This is a genomic window from Streptococcus sanguinis (assembly GCF_008329445.1).
GTDB classification, from domain to species: domain Bacteria; phylum Bacillota; class Bacilli; order Lactobacillales; family Streptococcaceae; genus Streptococcus; species Streptococcus sanguinis_O.
Genome location: NZ_VIBR01000001.1, coordinates 692,932 through 714,946 on the forward strand (window position 1 = coordinate 692,932; position 22,015 = coordinate 714,946).

The 22,015-nt window shown below is 42.6% G+C and carries 20 protein-coding genes; 3 read left to right on the top strand and 17 right to left on the bottom strand.

Features of this window, described 5'->3' with window-relative positions:
• Nucleotides 1-193: 193 nt before the first annotated feature.
• From FKX92_RS03615 to nox, 10 genes are all read right to left on the bottom strand, one after another.
• Nucleotides 194-2,437, bottom strand: a complete 2,244-nt coding sequence (locus FKX92_RS03615; protein WP_149565556.1) for an ATP-dependent Clp protease ATP-binding subunit — start codon at nucleotides 2,435-2,437, stop codon at nucleotides 194-196.
• Nucleotides 2,438-2,665: 228 nt separating this feature from the next.
• Nucleotides 2,666-4,009: an MATE family efflux transporter gene (locus FKX92_RS03620; RefSeq protein WP_125338349.1), complete on the bottom strand. Its 1,344-nt coding sequence runs from the start codon at nucleotides 4,007-4,009 to the stop codon at nucleotides 2,666-2,668.
• Between the two features lie 115 nt (nucleotides 4,010-4,124).
• Nucleotides 4,125-4,706, bottom strand: coding sequence for a xanthine phosphoribosyltransferase (locus FKX92_RS03625; RefSeq protein WP_149565557.1), 582 nt, complete (start codon nucleotides 4,704-4,706; stop codon nucleotides 4,125-4,127).
• Between the two features lie 63 nt (nucleotides 4,707-4,769).
• Complete coding sequence (locus FKX92_RS03630) at nucleotides 4,770-4,958, bottom strand: twin-arginine translocase TatA/TatE family subunit (protein ID WP_002897604.1); 189 nt, start codon at nucleotides 4,956-4,958, stop codon at nucleotides 4,770-4,772.
• Entirely contained in the window at nucleotides 4,958-5,674 is a 717-nt protein-coding gene (gene tatC / locus FKX92_RS03635; protein WP_187759373.1) for a twin-arginine translocase subunit TatC, read from the bottom strand. Before tatC ends, FKX92_RS03630 begins: the two co-directional genes overlap by 1 nt.
• A complete protein-coding gene (locus tag FKX92_RS03640) occupies nucleotides 5,667-7,367 on the bottom strand; it encodes an FTR1 family protein (protein WP_149565559.1) in 1,701 nt (566 codons plus the stop codon). The genes tatC and FKX92_RS03640 overlap by 8 nt, the downstream gene beginning before the upstream one ends.
• Entirely contained in the window at nucleotides 7,345-8,553 is a 1,209-nt protein-coding gene (gene efeB / locus FKX92_RS03645) for an iron uptake transporter deferrochelatase/peroxidase subunit (RefSeq protein ID WP_149565560.1), read from the bottom strand. Before efeB ends, FKX92_RS03640 begins: the two co-directional genes overlap by 23 nt.
• A gap of 4 nt (nucleotides 8,554-8,557) precedes the next feature.
• The gene (efeO, locus tag FKX92_RS03650; protein ID WP_049547705.1) at nucleotides 8,558-9,430 is read right to left on the bottom strand and encodes an iron uptake system protein EfeO; all 873 of its coding nucleotides are present in this window, start codon (nucleotides 9,428-9,430) and stop codon (nucleotides 8,558-8,560) included.
• A 117-nt stretch (nucleotides 9,431-9,547) separates the two neighbouring features.
• Entirely contained in the window at nucleotides 9,548-11,104 is a 1,557-nt protein-coding gene (locus FKX92_RS03655; protein WP_049547704.1) for a ClC family H(+)/Cl(-) exchange transporter, read from the bottom strand.
• 144 nt (nucleotides 11,105-11,248) lie between these two features.
• Complete coding sequence (gene nox / locus FKX92_RS03660) at nucleotides 11,249-12,625, bottom strand: H2O-forming NADH oxidase (protein ID WP_049547703.1); 1,377 nt, start codon at nucleotides 12,623-12,625, stop codon at nucleotides 11,249-11,251.
• 258 nt (nucleotides 12,626-12,883) lie between these two features.
• Here nox and FKX92_RS03665 point away from each other — a divergent pair, with 258 nt between their 5' ends.
• The 3 genes from FKX92_RS03665 (at nucleotide 12,884) to FKX92_RS03675 (ending at nucleotide 15,844) form a co-directional block, all read left to right on the top strand.
• Complete coding sequence (locus FKX92_RS03665; RefSeq protein ID WP_149565561.1) at nucleotides 12,884-13,819, top strand: FAD:protein FMN transferase; 936 nt, start codon at nucleotides 12,884-12,886, stop codon at nucleotides 13,817-13,819.
• Nucleotides 13,820-13,976: 157 nt separating this feature from the next.
• On the top strand, nucleotides 13,977-14,582 hold the full coding sequence (locus tag FKX92_RS03670; protein ID WP_111675843.1) for an NADPH-dependent FMN reductase: 606 nt from the start codon (nucleotides 13,977-13,979) through the stop codon (nucleotides 14,580-14,582).
• Nucleotides 14,583-14,599: 17 nt separating this feature from the next.
• Complete coding sequence (locus tag FKX92_RS03675) at nucleotides 14,600-15,844, top strand: NAD(P)H-dependent oxidoreductase (protein ID WP_111675844.1); 1,245 nt, start codon at nucleotides 14,600-14,602, stop codon at nucleotides 15,842-15,844.
• A gap of 49 nt (nucleotides 15,845-15,893) precedes the next feature.
• Here the strand turns inward: FKX92_RS03675 and sdbB are convergent, their stop codons facing one another.
• The 7 genes from sdbB to FKX92_RS03710 form a co-directional block, all read right to left on the bottom strand.
• Nucleotides 15,894-16,469: a thiol-disulfide oxidoreductase-associated lipoprotein SdbB gene (sdbB, locus tag FKX92_RS03680; RefSeq protein WP_111675845.1), complete on the bottom strand. Its 576-nt coding sequence runs from the start codon at nucleotides 16,467-16,469 to the stop codon at nucleotides 15,894-15,896.
• A 14-nt stretch (nucleotides 16,470-16,483) separates the two neighbouring features.
• Nucleotides 16,484-17,191, bottom strand: coding sequence for a thiol-disulfide oxidoreductase-associated membrane protein CcdA2 (gene ccdA2, locus FKX92_RS03685; RefSeq protein ID WP_002913575.1), 708 nt, complete (start codon nucleotides 17,189-17,191; stop codon nucleotides 16,484-16,486).
• Between the two features lie 223 nt (nucleotides 17,192-17,414).
• Nucleotides 17,415-19,118, bottom strand: a complete 1,704-nt coding sequence (locus FKX92_RS03690) for a cache domain-containing sensor histidine kinase (RefSeq protein WP_149565562.1) — start codon at nucleotides 19,116-19,118, stop codon at nucleotides 17,415-17,417.
• Complete coding sequence (locus tag FKX92_RS03695) at nucleotides 19,115-19,849, bottom strand: response regulator transcription factor (RefSeq protein WP_125401643.1); 735 nt, start codon at nucleotides 19,847-19,849, stop codon at nucleotides 19,115-19,117. Before FKX92_RS03695 ends, FKX92_RS03690 begins: the two co-directional genes overlap by 4 nt.
• A gap of 59 nt (nucleotides 19,850-19,908) precedes the next feature.
• Nucleotides 19,909-21,018, bottom strand: a complete 1,110-nt coding sequence (gene msrB / locus FKX92_RS03700) for a peptide-methionine (R)-S-oxide reductase MsrB (RefSeq protein ID WP_149565563.1) — start codon at nucleotides 21,016-21,018, stop codon at nucleotides 19,909-19,911.
• A gap of 15 nt (nucleotides 21,019-21,033) precedes the next feature.
• Nucleotides 21,034-21,597 (bottom strand): redoxin family protein, encoded by a 564-nt coding sequence (locus tag FKX92_RS03705; RefSeq protein WP_149565564.1) that lies wholly within the window; start codon nucleotides 21,595-21,597, stop codon nucleotides 21,034-21,036.
• Between the two features lie 70 nt (nucleotides 21,598-21,667).
• Nucleotides 21,668-21,988 carry a hypothetical protein gene (locus FKX92_RS03710; protein WP_111675849.1) on the bottom strand — a complete coding sequence of 107 codons (321 nt, stop codon included), beginning with the start codon at nucleotides 21,986-21,988 and terminating at the stop codon, nucleotides 21,668-21,670.
• Nucleotides 21,989-22,015: the final 27 nt, after the last annotated feature.

The following is a 22,015-nucleotide window of genomic DNA, read 5'->3' on the forward strand; positions in this document are numbered from 1 at the left end:
TAAAATGCAAAGGGTGCTCCAACAATCAAAATGATTGCTGTCGGCTATAGATACAAAAAGTATCTCATTATTTATTCATATATCTAAGACTCATCTCGAAATCTTAAGATACAGTCTGCTCTAAAAAAGATAAACCTCCTTTCTTCATTTTTCTTTGTCTATATATAGTAAGCGCTTACTTTTTGAAAGAAGCTTATACCAAATAATTAAAATCCAGTTGCCCATCTTTCAAACTGACATGGACTGTCATTTCAGTTGTTTCCTTATTTTCGACCAAATAACGAGCCAAAGGCGTTTCTAGATAGCGCATAATGCTTCTTTGAATAGGACGAGCACCAAATTCTGGTTGGTAGCCTTTCTGGGCTAAAAAAGCATAGACTTCTTCTCTCAGATGAAGCTGAATCTTCTGATGTTCCAACCTTTCTTGAAGCTGCCGAACCATAATTTTTACGATATTGACCATATCTTCTGCCCTTAGAGGGTTGAAAATAACCGTTTCGTCAATCCGATTTAAAAACTCTGGTCTAAAGCTATGTTGCAGCAAGGATCGAACTTCATCCTGCGTTTCAGAAGTCAGTCCCTGTTCACTTTTGAGACTTTCCAAAATCTGCTGGGAGCCAATATTGCTTGTCATAATCAAAATAGTATTTTTAAAGTCAATAGTACGGCCTTTAGAGTCTGTCAATCGTCCTTCGTCCAAGACTTGCAGCAGAGTGTTGAATACATCCGGATGGGCTTTTTCAATCTCATCCAGCAAGACAATCGAATAAAGTCTCCTACGGACAGCTTCTGTCAGCTGTCCTCCTTCTTCAAATCCGACATAACCTGGTGGCGGACCAACTAAACGAGCCACAGCATGTTTTTCCATGTACTCAGACATATCCAGCCGGACCATTTCCAGCTCATTACCAAACAGCCGCTCAGCAAGGGCTTTAGCAAGAGCAGTCTTCCCGACTCCAGTTGGCCCCAGAAAGAGAAAGGACCCAATAGGACGCTTTGGATTTTGAATTCCTGCTCTCGAGCGCAAAATAGCCTCCGAAACCTTTTGAACAGCTTGGTCTTGCCCTACAATTCTCTGGCGTAGGAGCTTGTCTAGATTTAGCAGGTGTTCGCGTTCATTGTCCATGATTCCCTGCACTTTGATTCCTGTTATACGCTCTACGATACTAGCTATATCTTCACGACTGACGTCTGGTCGTTCAGTTTGCGCTTGACCTAGCTGAATTTTCTTAACAGCACACGCCTCATCAATCAAGTCCAGTGCCTTATCAGGCAAATAACGATCTGACAGATAACGAATTGAAAGACTGATTGCTGCCTGCAAAGCTTCGTCCGTCAGCCTAACTCCGTGAAAGTCCTGATAATTCTCCCGCAGTCCTTGCAGAATTGCCAATGCCTTATCTTGATCGGGCTCCTCAATGCGAACCCGCTGGAAACGCCCCTCCAAAGCTTGATCTAGCTCGAAGCTTTCCCGATAAGCAGCAAAAGTCGTTGTGCCAATGATATTAATCTGCCCCTGAGCCAAGAGTGGCTTTAAAAGATTTCCTGCATCAAGAGACCCCTCTGTCCGACCTGCCGTCACGATTTGGTGGATATCCTCAATATAAAGAATAATCTTCCCCTTAGCAACCAGCACCTCATCCAAAACAGCCTTGAAGCGCTCTTCAAACTCTCCTCTATACTTAGTCCCGGCAATCAGTCCGCCCAGATTTAACTTAAAAACTTCCTTGCCCAGTAAATGCTCCGGAACATCATCAGCAAGCAATCTGCCAACAACCCCCTCTATCACTTTGGATTTTCCAACGCCTGGAAAACCTAGGAGAATGGCATTGCTTTTCTCTTTCCTACACAGCACACGGATAATATCGTCAATTTCGTCTTTTCGACCAATTACCTGTCTATCGGTCTGGTCAGCCAGCCACTGATTAAAGTTAGTTGCATATTTGCTCAGGGCTTGATAGCGACTCTCCTGACTTGGAGAGATTGCTCGTTTGCCTTGGCGAGCCTTATTCAACTTTGCTGCAACTAGCTCCTTATCAATTCCTGCCTGTTTCAAAAAGACAGTTATCGGATTTCGTTGCTGATGAAATAGACTGAGAATCAGGTGCTCTACTGTTACCACCTCGTCCCTCAGTTCCGCCCTTTCAGCCTCTGCATCATCCAAAAGATTCTTGAGACGTTGACTATACTGACGTCCGTAGCGGTTCGTATCCGTATGTGAAAATACAGGAATCTTGGCTAGTTCCTGATTGATGACGCTGATAAATTCATTAATATCAAGGTCCAGACCGGTATAGAATTCCAAGGCAAAGGCCTGAGGCTGAGTCAGCACTGTCCAAACATGCGGAATGTCCACTTGATAATTGTGTTTTTGAATAGCTAATTCCTTTGCAGCATTTAGTACTTCTTGCAAAAGATGGGTATAGTGTTCGGTCATATAGTTTCCTCGCTTTTCTACTGAAAACCAAAGTCAACTGCAAACAATATTTTAAAAATTAACCTATTTTAACAAAAACTTAACTTGATAATCTTATGTTTATTATATCATTTTCACAATCAATATACTAGAAAAAATGTAAGCGCTTTTCATATTTTAATCTAATTTTAACAAAAGATTGTGAAAAAAAGAGCACTAATTTATCCTAAAGGGACAAACCAACACTCTTTAATTTGTAATATTTTTAGCCAAACGATTAAGCCGCCACTGAAAGAGAATGCCACTCGTCACCAAGCTGGCAATGAGACCAATCCAGTATCCATAAGGGCCTAAACTAGTATAGTAATCTAAGAAGAGCCCCAGAGGCAGCGAAACTCCCCAATAAGCAATCAAACCTAAGTAAAATGGCACCTGAGTATCCTTGTAGCCCCGAAGAATGCCCTGCAAAGGAGCCGCAAAAGTATCTGCTAATTGGAAAAAGAGGCTGTAGGTCAGAAAAACAGATGTCATACGGATAAACTCGGTATCCGACCCATAGAGAGCAGCCACACGGTCGCGTAAGATATAGAGAAAGAGGAAGGTAAATCCAGCAATTCCCAAGGCCGTCAGCCGCCCAAGTTTACAGAATTTCTTAACATCGTCAGGACGATTGGCTCCAATTTCATAAGAAACGATAATAGACATTGAGGTTGAAATACTCATAGGAAAGGCATACATTAAGTTTGAAAAATTCATGGCCGCCTGATGACTGGCAATGATTAATGACGAAAACTTAGCCATGACTAAGCCAACAACCGAGAAAATCACAACTTCAGCAAAAAAGGTTCCGCCGATAGGCAGTCCAAGCCGAATGCCATCAATTAAGCCCTTTTTATCTAGCGGTCGAATCTTCCATAGCTCATAGGCTCGGATTTTTGGATGTTTGACTGCTACTAACAAGGATATGAGAAGCAAAACCCAATAAGCCAAAGAGGTCCCAAGTCCGGCTCCGGCTCCGCCCATTTCTGGAAAACCAAATGCTCCGTAGATTAGGGCATAATTAAAAGAGCCGTTCAAGGGCAAGAGTAAGAGCATGAGATACATGGAAAGCTTGGTCAACCCCAGAGCATCAAACAGAGAACGAATGGTGCTAAAGAGCAAAAGAGGAATAATACCAAGCGCCAGATACCAAAGATAGTTCTTAGCCACTTCTTCTACCAAAGGCTCTAGGCCAAGGTGAGACAAAACTAGAGGAGCGCCCACAAATACCAAGGCAAATAAAATTAGCGATAGCCCCAAAGAAAGATAAATAAACTGATAAAAATCAGAAGCAATCTTTTCTTTTTTCCCCTGCCCTAAATGGTGCCCGATTATGGGTACCAAGGCAGACATAATCCCTATCAACAGGTCGAAAAATGGAATCCAAAGACTAGTTGCCATAGAAACACCAGCCAGATGCAAGGTGTCATACTGACCAGTCATGGTCGTATCAACAAATGAAGCAGAAAAATTGGCCAGTTGGTAGATCAAAATTGGCAAAAAAATAGAAATAAAGAGCCGCATCCGCTGATTTAAATTATGAGTTTGGTGCATAGAAATCCCTCAAAAACTTTTCCTACCCAAGTAAAATCAATGAGCTTAGATTTTTGGAATATCAACTATCTTTACTATACTATAAGCCAGACAGATAGTCAAAAGGAAAAGGAAATCATATATCTGCCTCAGCAAAGACAATCTGCCCCTTCTCAAATCCTGCGATACGCGCCAAAGAAAGGACACGATAGCCATCAGTTTCCAAAAGTTGACGGCCATCCTGAAACGATTTTTCAATTACGATACCAACTGCCTCAACCTGGGCTCCTGCTTGCTCAATAATGGTGATCAATCCCTTGGCTGCCTGACCATTCGCCAAAAAATCGTCAATAATCAGCACTTTATCATCAGAGTTGAGAAATTTCCCAGCAATCGAAACGGTCGAAGTCACTTGCTTGGTAAAAGAATAAACTTCAGCCGTCAAAATCCCTTCTGTCATTGTGATGTTTTTGGCCTTCTTAGCGAAAATCATTGGTAGACCCAGTGCCTCTGCTACGTAAACAGCCGGAGCAATACCAGAAGCCTCAATGGTCACTACCTTGGTAATTCCTGCGTCCTTTACCGCCTCCGCAAAGACCTGGCCAATCTCTTTCATCAGAGAAAAATCAACCTGATGGGTCAGAAAAGAGTCAACTTTCAAGATATTTTCACCTAAGACTTGTCCATCTCTGAGAATTCGTTCTTCTAATGTTTTCATTCATACTCCATTCATAAGCTATCTTGACTCTAGCAAAAAAGCACAGATATCCGTGCTTTTCGTTTACTCTTTTTCATTTTTATTCTCGGTCTTGTCTTCTTCTCCAGCGTGATTGACTGCTTTTTTGAATTCTGAAAACATTTTACCGATAGATTGCCCCAGTTCGGGCAGGCGTTTTGGTCCGAAAATAAGCAGGGCGCCCAGAACAATAATGATTACCCCAGGTACTCCGATATCTTTTAAAAGTCCCATTAATTTCTCCTCGTTGATTTTCTTTGATAAATGATGCGGCTAAGCAAGATGCTGACTTCATAGAGCAAAATCAAAGGCACTGTCATAGATAAGTCGCTGATAAAGTCAGCCGGTGTCAGGACAACTGCTAAAACCAGCAAAATGAAGTAAGCGTATCGTCTATATTTTACCAAAAATTTCGGATTGAGCAAACCGATAGAAGTCAGAAAGTACACAAGAACTGGCAGCTCAAAAAGGCATGCAATCGGAATAGTGGTATGAAAGACGAAACTAAGATAATTCTGCGCTGTCAGTCGTGTCTCAAAGAGGCCCTCACCTAGCGATAGCAAGACCTGCAAAATAGCTGGAGTCACAAAGTAAAAGCCAAAAGCCAGTCCCAGAACAAAACAGAGAAAGGTAGCTGGGATATAAGCGAAAACAGCTCGTGCTTCATTGGCTCGCAAAGCTGGTCGGACAAACTCCCAGACCTGATAAACCAAAAATGGCAAGGTCAGGGAAAAAGCAACCAGACTAGCCAGACTGATATAAATCCAAAGGATATCATCCGGCCCCAGCACCAGCAGCTTCTGCTCAAAATTACTAGTCAGCCATCGATAAATATCGGCTGAAAAGAGCAAGCCAACCAGAAAAACCACGAAGAAGCAAGCCAATACCGCTAGAAAACGCCGTCTGAACTCTGTCAAATGCTCAATCATAGTCTGCTCTTTTTTATCCATGCTGCTGCTCGCTTTTCTGATTTTTAAAGCTAACATAAACGACTAGCAGGATAAAGAGGGCCTGACTAACTACCACTTCTAGGCTAGGATAAATCCCCATCCAGTCTACTGTCACAAAACCATTGATTAAGTGCGTTGGTAAGATATTGGTCAGCTGAAGAGCATGGATGCTGACACCCAGCATTTTAAAGGCCAGGGCATAGATTAGCCAGGTCAGCCAGAAGAAAATGCTGTGTGGCTTGAGAAGACCAGACGCCTTGCTCATGATAAAGGCCAGCGAGACCAAGGCCAGAACAGCCAAGCCGATTCCCAAAAGGAAATCAGTCATAGTGATGCGCGGCAGAATTCCTGCATAAAAGAGGATGGTCTCAGCCCCTTCACGGAAAACCGCCAGAAAGCTAAGAGCAAACATGGAAAGAAAACTGCCTGTGGCTGTTACAGCCTTCATTTGGCTTTCCATGAAGTCATTCCATTTCTCGATAGATGCCTTACTGTGCAGCCAGATACCAACCAATATCATCATGGCGACAGCGAAAATTCCCACTGCACCTTCGATAATTTCACGATTGGATCCCGAAGCAACTGCTGGGAAAAGGAACTGCAGCAAAGCTGCAATCACAGCACTGGCTAGAACCCCGCTCGCTGCGCCGGTATAGACCCATTTGAGTCCTTTTTTCATCTTGGAAGCTTTCAGAGTTGTTATCAAAGCCATGACAATTAAGAGCGCTTCTACACCCTCACGCAGCAAAATCAGCATAGCATCAAAGAAATGATAGGAAGCTGTCGTGTCAATCTGTGACAGCTCACTAATCAAGGATTCTAGCTGCTTTTGATACTTCTCTTCGCTCCCCTTGACCATAATAACAGGCGTCTGACTCTCTACCTTGGTATAAAGTGAAGGATTGTTGACACTGACATCTCCTTCTATCGTTGGCCAAATGGTGATGAACTCTTTCATCTTGGCAGCGGCCTTTTTATCATCTCCGCTTTGAAAGAGACTTAAGGCCTCCTCTAGGAGCTTAATCCCATCTTTCAGCGTCAGATTGCCAGTAGTTTCTTGGACTTTCTCGCCTTTGACAAAATTATCAATAGCGGTTTTTAAATCATCAAAAGAAGACTGAATCATATCAAAGTCAGTAGGCTCCGTCTCAATGGCGCTGCGCAGAAATGAAATGGCTGTTTCTACCTTGCCGTAATGGGCTGTGCTGTTGTCTCGAACCACGCTTTCATTGGTAGTCCAGGTGCTATTCATCTTCTTGTATGCTTCTCTTGTCGCTTCTAAATCCTTAGTGCTAATAGCCTTTTGTAGATTTTCAAATTTTGGCTCTAACTTACTGAGAAGCTTCTTTTTCTCAGCCTCTAAGTCGACTGGATTCTGCTCTTTCTCAAATTTCAAGAGGGCCGAAGAGATTTGTGTCAGCTTCTCCTCCGTCACCTGACCCGATAAGTCTAGTGCCTTACTTACCTCTTGTCCCGCTGCTGAGTCATGGTTAGCCACCTTTTCAAAGTCAGTCTTGATCTCTCCGACTAGCTGCTTGGCTTTTTCCTGGTCCTTCTGCTTGACGGCAGTGCCAGCATCAGTAATTTTGACGAATAGACTGCTGTAGCTATCATCCGCTAAAACCGGCTTAGCCAAAAAGATCAGCAAGAACCCCAAGACAAGAAAGCTTTTATTCAAATAATTTTTGACCAAGGTATTCTCCTTTTTTCACTCCACCAAAGCAAGCAAACAAACCACTACCGATATGCGTGACATATTCATTCATCTTATCTTGAGCGCCTAGATTAGTTAGAACTTTGACAAAGCTGTCTGGATCTTTCTGGAAGGAAAGAAAGAGCAGGCCTGTGTCGAACTGACCAGTACTTTCATCAATCCCATCCGAGTACGAGTAAGACCGGCGGTATATGGGCTTATCAACTTCCTTGGCCAAACGTACATGTGAATCTTCTGGCAGCAAGTCCAAGTCAACCTCGTCAAACTCGTCTTTCTTGCCAAAAGGCGCTCCGCTATCTTTATAGCGGCCAAAAGTGTTTTCCTGCTCCTGCAGATTGGTCCGGTCCCAGGTCTCAAGGAACATCTGGATCCGGCGGACAGCCATGTAAGAGCCGCCCTGCATCCAGTCCTTGCTGTCGCACCAAATGACCTTGTCAAAATCTTTTTCCTTGGTCACATTGGCCGTGCCGTCCTTAAATCCAAAGAGATTACGAGGCGTTGACATCCGGTCTCCGATAGCAACAAAGCCTGACTGACTCCACTTCATGGTGATGGCATTTCTCCCTTTGCGAACCAGATTGCGGACTGCATGAAAGGCCACCTGCTCATCATCTGCACAGGCCTGGATGACAATATCGCCACCCGTATATTTTTCTTTAAGCTGCTCCTTTGGAAATGGCGGCAAATCCCGAAAAGCCTTAGGTCGTTTGTCTGACAAGCCCATTTTTTTCAGAAAAGAGGCTGAGACACCAAAGGTCAAGGTCAGTCGATAAGGGTTGAGACCAACAGTTTCTCCAGTATCCGTTGGCGGCAAAAGAGCATTAGAATTATCTTTTTTGACCAATTCTCCATCTACCAGCTTCTCACTATAGGCTGTCCAGTCCTTGAAAAGCTGAATAATGGTCTCCCTATCTGTCGTATGCAAATCCAACACAACAAAGTAGATATTCTTCTGCATCGGAGTTGTGATACCCGCCTGATGTTCCCCGTAAAATCTGATTTCTTCCTCACCGTCAGCGAATTTCTTATCTTCTTTCCCCTGATTAGCGAAAAAAGCAGATGCACCAGAGACACCCAGTGCAAGACCAGCGCCTCCAATCCCTGCTTTTTTAAGAAATTCACGACGATCCATCTTTTTATTAAACCATTTTTCGTCGTTTGTCATATGATTACTCCCCGTTTAGAATGACTCCCATTTGTGAAAGAGGCTCACCCAGTTTGGTCACAGCTTCTGCCAGCTCCTTGGTGTCTTCTTTTGTCAATTCTGTATAGAGCTTGTAGTTTTCAGAGTCAGTCATGTGCTTGTCTAGGAGACCGTTGACGTTTTTAAACTCAAGTTCCAAGGTCTTGACGAGTTTCTCGTCCTTATCCTTAATCAATGGCTTAAAGAGCTCAAAAATCTTTTCTGCTCCTTCAATATTCGCACGGAAATCATAGAGATCTGTATGAGAGAAAACTTCTTCCTCACCTGTAATCTTGCTGGTTGCTACTTCATTGAGCAAGTCAACAGCACCTGTCAGCATCATATCTGGCGTCACTTCAACCGTTGCGATTTTTGCTTTTAGCTCCTTGATATCGTTGACCAGCTGATCAGCATAGCTTTCAGTGCCCTTGGTTGTGTTTTGCTCCCACATGATTTTTTCGATGCGGTGGAAACCAGACCAGCCTTCTTCGGTCTTGTTTTCATCCACATAGTCGACTAAGCGGAAGTCAATTTTAACATCTGATTCACCAAAGCTCTCAGCAATCGGCTCCGAGCGCTCGTAGGCCATACGGATAAGCGGATATTGCTTTTTAGCCTCATCAAGCTTGCCTTCTTTAAGGGTGTCACGAAACTTCTCCGTATCTGTCAGGAGCTGATCAATTTGTCCTTGGACAAACGTTTTGTAATCCGCTGTCGCCTTGTCCAATTCTTTCTGATTGACAGCTGTTTGGCTGCTGGATGCTTGACTGCTTGAGCCAGTCTTGTTTGAAGTGTTGTTGGCTGCACAGCCAGTCAGTAAAATTGCCGTTGAAAATAGGACGATGCCAAGTTTTTTCATGGTTACTCCTTTGTTTTCTCTCCTAGATAGAGATTATTCCTGTAAATTATACCAGTTTTTTTTTCATATTTCAATAAATTGTCTGACAATTTAATCAAAAACTATATATTAAGACCATTAAAGCAGCTCTTCTTTGATTTTTCCGATTTCCGTCTTTTTCAGCACCAAGTAAATCGTATCTCCCAGATAGAGGCGCGTGCTGCCATTGACCGTTTGAGTCTTTCCCTTGTGGACATTCATGGTAATCAAGACCCCATCAGGCAAGTTTAGCTCATGCACCTGCCGACCAGCAATCTTTTCAGAAACAGGGATTTCAATTAAAGTAGTATCTCCTTGATCCTCGATACTGTCTGGCAACATTTTTTCCAGCATGGCTTCATAGACTGGTGCTCCTTTTAGCAGATCCATGATAATGTAAGCAGTCAGAGTGACCAGTCCCAGCGGCATGAGATTACGGATGTCACCGACCATCTCTGTGACCAGAATCATGGCTGTCAGTGGAGCCTTAGAAATGGCACCGAAGTAGCCACTCATACCCAGAATAATGAAAATCGGAAATTGCTCCTGAGAAATCAAACCTAGCTGCAGACAGACCGCCCCCATTGCTCCGCCCAGAAGTGAACCCAGAGCAAGGATAGGCAGAAAAATGCCACCTGGCAAGCCGCTTCCATAACTTAACATACTCCAAAAAAATCTCAGAATAAAAAACAAGAGCAAGGTTCCCACAGTGTAATGACCAGCAGTCAAAGATAAAATCAACTGATTGCCCCCGCCCAGCAAGTGAGGCAGGAAATAACCAATCGGAAGAATCAAGGCAAAGGCCAGAATAGGATAATAGGCTTCTGAAATCCTAAACATTCGCCCAAAAAACTGGTAAACCAGCTGAATGTTCAAAATGACTTTCTCATAAATAAAGCCTGACAAGCCCAGCATCACCCCCATGACTAGGTAAATCCAATACTGCTCCAGTCTCATAACTGGAATATTATCCGGCATGTCCAGCACTGGTGTTAAGCCAAACATGGAGAGAGAGACAAAGTTAGCGACTAGACTGGCCGCCAGCGTAGAGACCCAGAAAAAGCGTGAAAAATGACGGTAAACTTCTTCTACTACGAAAAGCAGTCCTGCGATTGGTGCATTAAAAGCTGCTGCTAAGCCTGCCGCCGCACCACTAGCAATAAGCGCTCTCTCCTCAACGGCACTCAAATTCAGAAATTTAGAGACGCCTTTGCCGCTCATAGCACCCAGCTGAATACTTGGTCCTTCTCGCCCCAACATCAGACCGCTAGAAATGGCTAAAATCCCCAATACAAACTTCTTCCAGAGAACACTCCACCAAGAAAGCGACATCAGACCTTTCAGCTCTGCTTCGACCTGCGGAATACCTGATCCCTTGATATTTTTCTCCGACTTTACCCAGCGAGCATTGAGCAAGATGATGAAAGCATAAAGGAACACCAAGGCCAGCAACCAAAGCATAGACTGCTGACTCCTTTGGTAGACATCCTGCACTAAATGAAAGATTTTTTCAATCAGAAAGCGGAAAATCCCGACTACCAGTCCAGCAAAAATCCCAACTAAGACACCTCGCAAAACCTGGGAAATAATCGAATGAGTTGTGAAATTAAATTCTCTCTTGATGTCGTCCTCACGTGAGCTAGCATCTTTTGCCATTCCCAATCTCCTCTAAATAGTTACTTTACCAATATTCTAGCACAAAGCAGGACTGATAAACAGATGAAATATAAATTTCTTCTTTCAGTTTTCTTCTTACAGGCTCTACAAAAAAGTCTGGAAATTTATTCCAGACTCATTTTCTTATTTTGCTTTCAAAGCTGCTTGAGTAATGTAGTTGTACGGTTTGTTGAAGTGTGGCAAGAAGAAGAGGTCCAGCAAGGCCAATTTATCAATTGTAACCTTTTCCTGAATAGCCAATGAGAACATGTGAATACCCATAGACATATCTTCTCTAGAAACCATCTGAGCTCCAAGAACTACACGTGTATCCTTATCATAGACAATCTTAATTGTAACATCATGGTGCTCAACCTTTTCAAGGAAAGTTGGTTTTTGAGTATCTTTAAACTCAACCACAGCTGGGCTGTAACCAAAGCGTTTAGCTTTTTCTTCTGTCAGACCAGTTGAAACCATCTTCAAACCAAAGATTTCGATACCGTTAGAACCTTGAACACCGTTAGACTCCAATTCATGACCGCAAGCATTATGAGCTGCTACGATACCAGAGCGTAGGGCATTAGAAGCCAAGGCGATGTAGTTTGTATCGTTGATAGAATTATCGTAGACAGTCGCACAGTCACCGATTGCATAAACATCTTTGATGCTAGTTTCTTGTTTCTTATCCACCAAGAAAGCACCATTGCGGAATGTTTCCAACTTGCCAGCGCCAAGACCAGTGTTTGGTCGGAAACCAACCGCCAGAACAACCATATCTACATCATAGCTAGCCTTATCTGTTACAATGCGTTCTACCTTGCTTTCACCTTCAATAGCCTGAACAGTTTGACCAAAGGCTAATTGAACACCATTATCTTCAAGATTTTGACGCATCATTTCAGACAAGTCGTGGTCATAGTAACCCGCCAAGCAAGTATCCACAACGTCGATCAGAATCACTTCTTTACCAAGGCGTTTGAAGGCTTCTGCCAACTCAACCCCAATGTAGCCAGCACCTACTACTGCCACACGTTCGATATGTTTGCTCTTGTCTTGCAATTTTTCAATAACATCTGCAGCATTTTGATACAATTTAACAAACTGCAGATTTTCCAAGGTTGACTTAAATTCGCGACTGTTAGAATCCATCTCAGCACCTTTAATCGGAGGCAGAATTGGCTGAGAACCTGTTGCCAAAATCAATTTGTCATAAGACTCTACATGCTCTTTACCGTCTACAATAGCTGTAACTTTTTTTGCATCATAATCAATTGACTCAACTGGTGAATTCATATAAACTTTTGCGCCTTTTGCTTCAAAAGTTTCTTTATCTGCATAAAAAAGTCCATCTGGCTTGCTGATTTGCTGTCCAATCCAAAGGGCCATTCCGCATGCCAAGAATGAAATGTTTGAGTTTTGGTCAAAAATAACTACTTCGTTTTCTGCACCATAATTGTCCAACATTGTATTAATACACGCTGTACCTGCGTGGTTTGCACCAACTACAACGATTTTACTCATAAGAATAGTCCTACCTTAATTTATAATTTACTAGAACAGTATATCATCTCCTGTGAGCGTTTACAAGAAATTTGCTCGAGATTTTCAAAAATTCTTATACCGCCTAAAAAGCTGTACTACTGCTGCCTAATCGCTTCGAAAATACTGCTTTTTATAAAAGTTAATTTTCTGAAAATATAACAATTTTAAGATTGTGAAACCGGTATCTTTTTGATATAATAAGGTTAGAGAGGTTAATTTTAGAAAGGTTGTGATAATGTGGACTTTGCTTCTTGCTCACTTCATTTGATGGGGAGTTCGATTTGCATATCTCTCTGTCATGAGCGAGCGGAAATACTCTTAGATGAGGCGGTCCAACTGCTTCATCTCTATAAAAATCGCTTCAGTGCCAATGATGAAGACTCTGAACTTATGAGTATCAATCATCTGGCAGGAATTGAAAGCATCTCAGTTCATCCAGAGCTTTTTGAGCTGATTGAGCTGGGGAAATATCACAGCCAAGCAGAAGGCAGCCACTTAAATATCACGATTGGCCCTCTCGTCCAGACCTGGCGGATAGGATTTTCAGACGCCCGTCTCCCAAGTAGGGAGGAGATTCAGCAAGCTCTAAGTCTGACCGACCCAAACTTGCTTGAGTTGAATCCAGAAGATTGTAGTGTCTTTTTGACTAAGAAAGGCATGAAGCTGGATTTAGGTGCCTTGGCTAAAGGCTATATCGCTGATAAGATTAAAGACTATTTGCTGAGTCAGGGAGTGACCTCTGCTCTTATCAATCTTGGTGGCAATGTCCTGACAATTGGGCATAATGCAGTCAGCCAGCGTGCCTGGCGAATTGGTATCCAAAATCCCAAGCAGCCTCGCGGCAATCACTCAGCTATACTAGCGGTCACCAATCAGTCAGTGGTCACATCAGGAATCTACGAGCGAACCCTTACAGTTGAAGGGCAGAACTACCATCACATTCTGGATCGCAAAACAGGTTATCCTATCGAAAATCAATTGGCTAGTCTGACCATTGTTTCAGACAAGTCGGTAGATGGCGAAATTTGGACAACTCGCCTATTTGGTGAAAGTCCGACATCAATTCTGTCCCAGATTGAACAGCAGACAGGGATCGAAGCATTGATTATCACCCAAGACGATCAGATCTTCTGTAGCTCAGGACTTTTAGAGCAGATAATTCCTGCTTCTTAATTATTTGCTACCTCACTATGCGGTAACTCTGTCGCTCTAGCTTTTATAACTAATGCCCATTTAAAAACGCCCTCTCTTTCTTCTGGTTTTTACCTGCCTCAAGAAAAATAAATGTACACATGAGGGCTCTGTATCTTAATTTCAGAAAGGAAATTTTATGTTAAAACTTATTGCAATTGTTGGAACAAATTCTAAACGTTCTACAAACCGGCAACTTCTTCAATATATGTCTAAGCACTTTGCTGATAAGGCTGAAATCGAGCTGGTAGAGATTAAAGATATCCCAATGTTTAATAAACCTGCTGACAGAAACGTGCCTGAGTTGGTATCAGAAATTGCCCAAAAAATCGATGCAGCAGACGGAGTACTCATTGGAACACCTGAGTACGACCACTCAATCCCGGCTGTGCTCATGAACGCCCTAGCTTGGCTTTCTTATGGTATTTATCCACTGCTGAACAAGCCAGTCATGATCACTGGTGCTTCTTATGGTACACTTGGCTCCTCTCGTGCCCAGTTGCAGCTCCGTCAAATTTTGAACGCTCCAGAAATCAAGGCAACTGTTCTTCCAGATGAGTTCTTGCTTTCGCATTCTCTTCAAGCTTTTGACCAAAGCGGAGACTTGGTAGATCTTGACGTTGTCAAAAAGTTAGATGCTATCTTTGATGACTTCCGTATCTTTGTCAAAATCACTGAAAAATTGCGCAACGCACAAGAATTGCTTCGCAAAGATGCTGAAGAATTTAACTGGGAAAAATTGTAAGATAGGAGACCGAAAGAATGAAATTTGTTGGAATTGTAGGATCAAACTACGAACAGTCATACAACCGAAAATTATTGGAATTCATCCGCCGTCAATTCAAAATTAAATTTGAATTGGAAGTCTTAGAAATCGATGAAGTCCCAATGTTTAACCAAGATGAAAAATGGGATGAAAGCTTCCAATTGCGTTATTTGTATAACAAAATCACACGTGCAGACGGTGTCATTATCGCAACCCCTGAGCACAATCATACTATCAGTGCTCCTTTGAAGAGTGTCTTAGAATGGCTCTCTTATGAGGTTCATCCTTTCGAAAACAAGCCTGTCATGATTGTCGGTGCATCATACTACGATCAAGGAACTTCTCGTGCTCAAGTTCACCTGCGTAAAATCCTAGACGCTCCTGGTGTCAATGCTTACACCCTTCCAGGCAACGAGTTCTTGCTGGGCAAAGCCAAGGAAGCTTTTGACAATGATGGCAATATCACCAACGAAGGAACTGTGAATTTCCTTGAAACATGCTTAGATAACTTTATCAAATATGTAGAGGTCGTTTCAAAATTGAAAAAACCAAAACCAATTGAACCTGAAGATTTAGACTGCGGAAAACCAATCGCTACGACAATTACAGAAGTTGATCCAGATGATCCAGAATGGGTAGAAAAGGTCGCTGAAATCACTGGCGCTGTTTCAGGCGATACTTATGTCAAACTTGACCATGGTATCTTGACAGTTAACCAGATTGACATGTTCTTGAAGGCTATGCCGTTTGAATTGACATACGCTGACGATAACAACCAATTCCTTTACTACAACAACGCCCACCAAGACCCAGACACCATGTTTGCCAAACGTGTGCCACCTCAATCAGGTAGCCGCATGTCAACTGTTCACGGCTCTCTTCCACCAGCTCGGATGAAGAATGTAGAGTGGGTTATCGGAACACTTCGCAACGGAAACCAAGAATACGTACGTACAATCGTCCCAGGTTCACCTGCAGGCGTTATCAATACCCACAACTACCAAGCTATGTACTATCCTGACGGATCATACGCAGGAATCAATGAAATCGTCTTTAATTTCCAACCATGGCTTGACTGGTACTTAAAAGAAACTGGTCAACGTTTGGTTGGAGGCAGCGGACAATTTGCTCCTGCCGGAGGTCATGGAGACGCAGACGCTACTTCTGGTGCTTCTGATGCTGGAGGCGATGGAGGTCATGGAGACGGAGGAGCCGATGCGACATCAGGTGCTAGCGCTTAATTACCTTTCAAACTAAAAAGAATGGATGATAAGTCCATTCTTTTTTGCTTTATTTCATTTCTTTGAAAGCTGCTTCTGCATCAGCATTACTGATAGCGCCAAACTGGATTTTACCGATTTTCCCTTGACTGTCAATGAGGATTTCAGTTGGGATGCTACGAATCTGATAGGCTTGGAAAATTTCTCCCGAAGTGTCAAATAGAACTGGTACATCTTTATAGCCTTGTTCTTGAAACCATTTTGGGAATTCCTCGGCAGATTTCTCTCCTTGGAGACCTGGTGCTACAACTGTCAAGATTTCGAAATCACGGTCCGTTTTACCAGCTAACTCGACCAATTCTGGCATACTCTTCTTACAAGGTCCGCACCAAGAAGCCCAGAATTTTAGATAAACCTTCTTGCCTTTATAGTCAGAAAGTTTGACAGTTTTTCCATCCATAGACTGCAAAGTAAAGTCGGGAGCCTTTTGACCGACAGCTGCTTGGGTGACTGTACTTGTCTGAACAGCCTCACTAGACGAGCTGCTGGTTGTGGGCATAGTCATAGGCTTATCCTCCTGCTCCGAGCAGGCCGCCAAAAAGGCTACAGCTGACACAGTTGCTAATAACGTAACGAATTTTTTCATATTTCTTTCTCCTTTTATCCAAAAAGTCCAGACAGGGCGTTGAGCTGTCCTAGCATCAGCAGAATTCCCATCAGAATAATCAGGGCTCCACCGATTTTCTTCATCAGGCCCATATAAGGCTTGATTTTATTAAAATACTGCATAACAAAGCTAGACGCCAAAGCTAAGATTAGGAAAGGTAGGGCCATTCCTAAGGTGTAAATCAAGGTCAAAATTGCTCCCTGAAATGCACCATTCCCACCCGAAGCTGCTAAGGCTAAAACTGAGCTGAGAATCGGACCGATGCAAGGAGTCCAACCAAAACTAAAGGTAATCCCTAGTAAGAAAGCAGACCAAAAATGATGCTTCTGACCGTTCTTTTTGAAAGTCAAACTCTTTTGAATCTGTAATTGGCGAATGTTAATAAGCTCCATTTGATGCAGACCCAGCAAAATGATGAGGCCGCCCATCACATAACGAAAGGTCGAACTGTAAATAATAGTTCCTAAAAATCCAGCCCCAAAACCTAGCAAAAAAAAGACTGTTGAGATACCCGCAATGAAAAAGAGTGTTCTAACCATTCCCTGCCAAGCAAGCTCTCGGCCGAATACTTTCAGGGTCTTGACCTCCTTGTCATCCAATAAAATGCCAATATAAACCGGCAATAAGGGAAAAATACAAGGGGAAAAGAAGGACAAAATACCCGCTAAAAAAACTGAAACAAAAAATAAAGGTGACTCCATTTACTCTCCTCTAACTCCTTACCTAGGATATTCATTCATTTATCATTATAAATGAATCTTATGGATTTTTCACAAATCCGCTACGGTAATTTTCTGGTAAACATAATGTGACTAGGAAAATAGAAAAATTCGCTTGATGAACAGCAAAACTAGTGCATTTTTTTCAAACAGTAAAAAGCCGGAGAAGATCCTACCGGCTTGAATAATTTACAACTTAATAGACCTAATCATCTGTAACTAGCGGCAAATACAGACTAATCTGGGTAAATTTATCTGATTCGGACTGGATTTCCATATGGTAGTCGTCTCCGAACTGCAATCTTAAGCGTTGATCAACATTTTTCAGACCGACACCACCTAAGCGAAGGAGAGTCGCATCCATAGAGGCGTTGACATCAAAGCCTCGGCCGTTATCATAGATAGACAGTATCAGCCGCCCCTCTTCTGCTACCGATGTCACCCGAATCATGCCTTGTCGGTCAATTTCCTTGATACCATGGTAGATGGCATTTTCAACCAAGGGCTGGAGTACCAGCTTGGGCAATTTATAATCAGCTAGAGATTCATCCTCTTCAATCTCATATTGGAGCTTGTCACCATAGCGCTGCTTCTGGATAAAGAGATACTGACGAACGTGGTCAATCTCATCTTTGAGAGCAATCTGTTCATGTCCTTGATTGAGCGCCAAGCGGAAATATTGAGCGAGTGATTTTGTTACCTCAACAACACGTTTGCTGTCATTAAACTCAGCCATCCAGACAATCGTATCCAAGGTATTATAAAGGAAATGGGGGTTGATTTGAGCTGAGAGAGCTCGGAGCTCATAGCGGCGGACATTTTGTTCTTCAGTCTTGACAGCTTCCATTAGCTGTTCGATTTGATCCAGCATTTTATTGAACTGCTGAGCCAAGTCAACCAACTCTGGAGAACCCTTAGCTTCCGCTCGCAGATTTGAGTCGCCTGCCCCAATCTTCAGAATAACAGCTTGTAGATTCTGAAGAGGCTTAATCCACAAACGCAGGACAAACCAAATACCAGTCAAGCACATCAGGAGTGCTAAAACGCCCATTCCTATAAAAGAATAAAGCATCTGTGACTGAAGCATCTGTAATTGCTCTAAAGAGGCAACGCCAATTAAAGTCCAGTCGCTGTCTGCGATATCAATCTGATAGACAAAAGCCTCTTTCTGGTCTGCGTAACCATCCTTGACCGAGATATAGGACTGCATAGCTTTCATTTCCTGACTGGAGGAGTAAACACTTTTCTTAGGATGATAGACAAATTCATGCTGGCTATTGACAATAAAACTAAAGCCTTTCTTCCCTAGCTGAAGCCGATCCAGATAGGCTTTGAGACTCTTATAGCCAATATCCAGACGCAAAACACCGAGATTCTGCCCTGCTTCATCCACCACTTCCTGAGTGACAGAAACAACCCACTTCTCCTTCTCTGATGACAGAGATTCCTTGCGAGCAGGGGTCAAGACAGGCATGGCTTTGGTATGAACAGCTTCCTGATACCATTTTTCATTCATCATATCAGAAGATGTCTGCATGCTAATTTGAGAATCTGTTGAGACCACGCGCCCGTCCTTGGTAACCAATACTGCCGACACCAAATCCGGATCTGTCTCAATAATGGTTTTCATCAAAGCCTGTACTGACGTTTCGCTGCTTTCTTGATTCTGAGCAAACTTCCGAATCGTTTCTTCCTTGCTCAGTGTGGAGGTGGTTTGTTTTAATTTTTGCAAATAAGAAGCAATGAACTGCCCGCTTTGCTCCATACTATTACGCGTCGTCCGCTCTGTCAGCTGCCGAATAGTCCCCGAGCTAGTCTGATAGTAGAGGCTTCCAACAAACCCCAAGAGTAAAAGGACCAGCAGAAAAATATAGACAATCAATTGGATAAGAAGCGGATATCGTTTCATTTCTCCTCTCCTTTTTTAAACTGCCGAGGTGTCAGCCCAACCACCTGCTTGAAGCGCTGAGAAAAATAGTTCATATCTTCAAAACCTACCTGCTCTGCTATTTCATAAATCTTCAAATCTGTAGTCAGGAGTAAGAGTTTTGCTTTTTTCATCCGCTCTTGGATCAGATAATCTTGAAAGGGCAAGCCTAGTTCTTTTTTGATAAGAACGCTAAGATAGGACGGACTAAAACCCAATTGGAAAGCTAAACTTTTCAGACTTAATTCTGAATCAGCTAGACGCGCGTGAATAGCCTCTTCCAACTCAGAGCGCTGTCCCTGATCAACCAAGTTTTGAATCTGGGCTTTTTTTCGTTCCTTATCAAGCTTAGTCTGCACCTTGGCCAACATTTCCTCAACATCATCTTTGGAAAATGGCTTGAGAAGATAGTCATCTGCGCCTAGTTTAATGGCGGTCCGAGCATAGTCAAAATCATCATAGCCCGTCAGAAAAACGATATGGCACTTAGGAGCCTGGTCCCTGACTAGCTTGGCCAGTTCGAGGCCGTTCATCTGTGGCATGTTGATATCGGTCAGCAGGATATCAGCAGGATTTTCCTGAAATTTCTGCCAAGCTTCTATTCCATTTTCAGCCTGGGCAATGACTTGCATGCCAAACTGTTCATAGTCTACCAAGGACGCAATCCCCTGTCTTACCAGATACTCATCCTCTACAATCATAATTGAATACACCAGATTCAACTCCTTATTTTTACTGGATTTATTATAGCAAATTTTCAATCAAAATGCTCTTAAACATAATCCAAAAGATAACCGTAGCCCTTCTCCTCCATTTCAGCTTTGGGAATGAACTTGATTGACAAACTATTAATACAATAGCGTAAGCCGCCCTTGTCCTTAGGACCGTCTGTGAAAACATGGCCCAGATGGGAATTTCCAACCCGACTGCGAACTTCTGTCCGTGTCATGTTGAAACTCTTGTCTTCTTTGTAAGTTGCAACATCTGGACTGATAGGACGGGTGAAACTCGGCCAACCACAGCCTGAGTCAAACTTATCCTTTGATGAAAAGAGAGGCTCTCCCGTCACCACATCCACATAGATACCAGCATCGAACTTATCCCAATAGCGGTTAGAAAAAGCCCGCTCTGTGTCATTCTTTTGTGTAACTGCATATTCTTCTGGCGAAAGCTTAGCCTTAATCTCTTCATCGCTAGGCTTAGGATAACGACTAGCTTCGATAACTGGGTAAGCAGCTTGATTGACATCAATATGGCAATATCCATTAGGATTCTTTTTTAGGTAATCCTGATGATAATCTTCTGCCTTGATAAAGTTTTTCAGAGCTTCTTTTTCGACAGCTAAAGGCTTATCGTATTTCTTAGCAACCTCATCAAAGACCTGATTAATGGTATCTAGATCAGCTTCATCCTTATAATAAACGCCTGTCCGATACTGGGTACCCTGATCATTTCCCTGCTTGTTTTTAGAAGTTGGATCAATGATGCGGAAATAGTGAAGCAGAATTTCTTTTAGCGAAATTTTCTTGGCATTGTAAGTAATGTGAACAGTCTCAGCGTGACCAGTTTGAGAGACCAATTCATACTTGGTCGTGTCACCCTTACCATTTGCATAGCCTGATACTGCATCAAGTACACCTGGTACTCTAGAGAAATACTCTTCTACACCCCAGAAACAACCACCAGCCAGATAAATCTCCCTCTTGTCCTCTTCCTTGACATCTTCTGTCTTTTGTTTGGCTACCGCTTCTGTCTTGCTCATTGAAGCTTTCTTAATCTGTTCAGATGACGATTGCTTACCATTCCCTGCAATCACATAGACCAGTCCAAAGCAGACAAGCAAGCCAAGCAGAACCAGAAAAATCTTCCATTTACCTTCCATGTTCATTACCACTTTCTACTTGACTTCTTTCAGTGTTTTCTCAATATCTTCCTTGCTCATGTAGCCAATATGTGTCTTGGCAAGAGAACCGTCGCTGCTTACGAATAGAGCAGATGGATAAGAGCGAATCCCGTATTCTTTCAGCAATTCTCCCTTAGTATCCATGAGAACCGGGAAGTCTTTGTAGTCTAAAGACTTGTACCATTCCTTGAAATCATCAGCAGACTTTTCTCCATTAAAAGTCGGAGACACTACCGTCAGAACAACATAATCTTTTCCTGACTGCTCCTTAGCCAAATCATTAGTATCTCCAAGAGTGGATAGACAGATAGAGCACCAAGAAGCCCAAAACTTTAAATACACTTTCTTGCCTTTGAAATCAGACAGCTTGTAGGTCTTGCCATCTACTCCTTGCAGACTAAAGTCTTTGGCCATCTTGGTAGATTGCTCAGAATCAGCTTTTGTTTCCATATTGCTTTTATCACTTTTAGAAACTTCCGAGTTCATCTTCTGATTTGAACAGGCTCCCAAAAAGCCGACACAAAGCAGACTGATAGTCAATATTGATAACTTCTTCATCGTTTTCTTTCCTTTCAAAATAAGGAGAAAGTCGACAAAACTGACGACTTTCTTTCCTATGGTGGAATTCTTATTTGTCAGATGACATTTCGGATGAATCTTTCATGTCATCCTTCATGCTTGAATCGCTTGATTTCATATCATCTTTCATATCAGACTTATTGTCAGACATCATAGAAGAATCCTTCATATCATCCTTTTTCATTTTATCATCAGACATGCTGGAGTCTTTCATATCCTCTTTCTTCATGTCGTCTTTTTTCATATCATCTTTCTTCATCATGCTGCTGTCATCCGTCTTCTTCATATCAGAATCTGATTTTTGATTAGAGCAGGCAGCTAGGACAAAGATACTAAGTGCAGCAATTGTAAGTGTAGTGATTTTTTTCATGATGTGTCTCCTTTAATTATATAATTT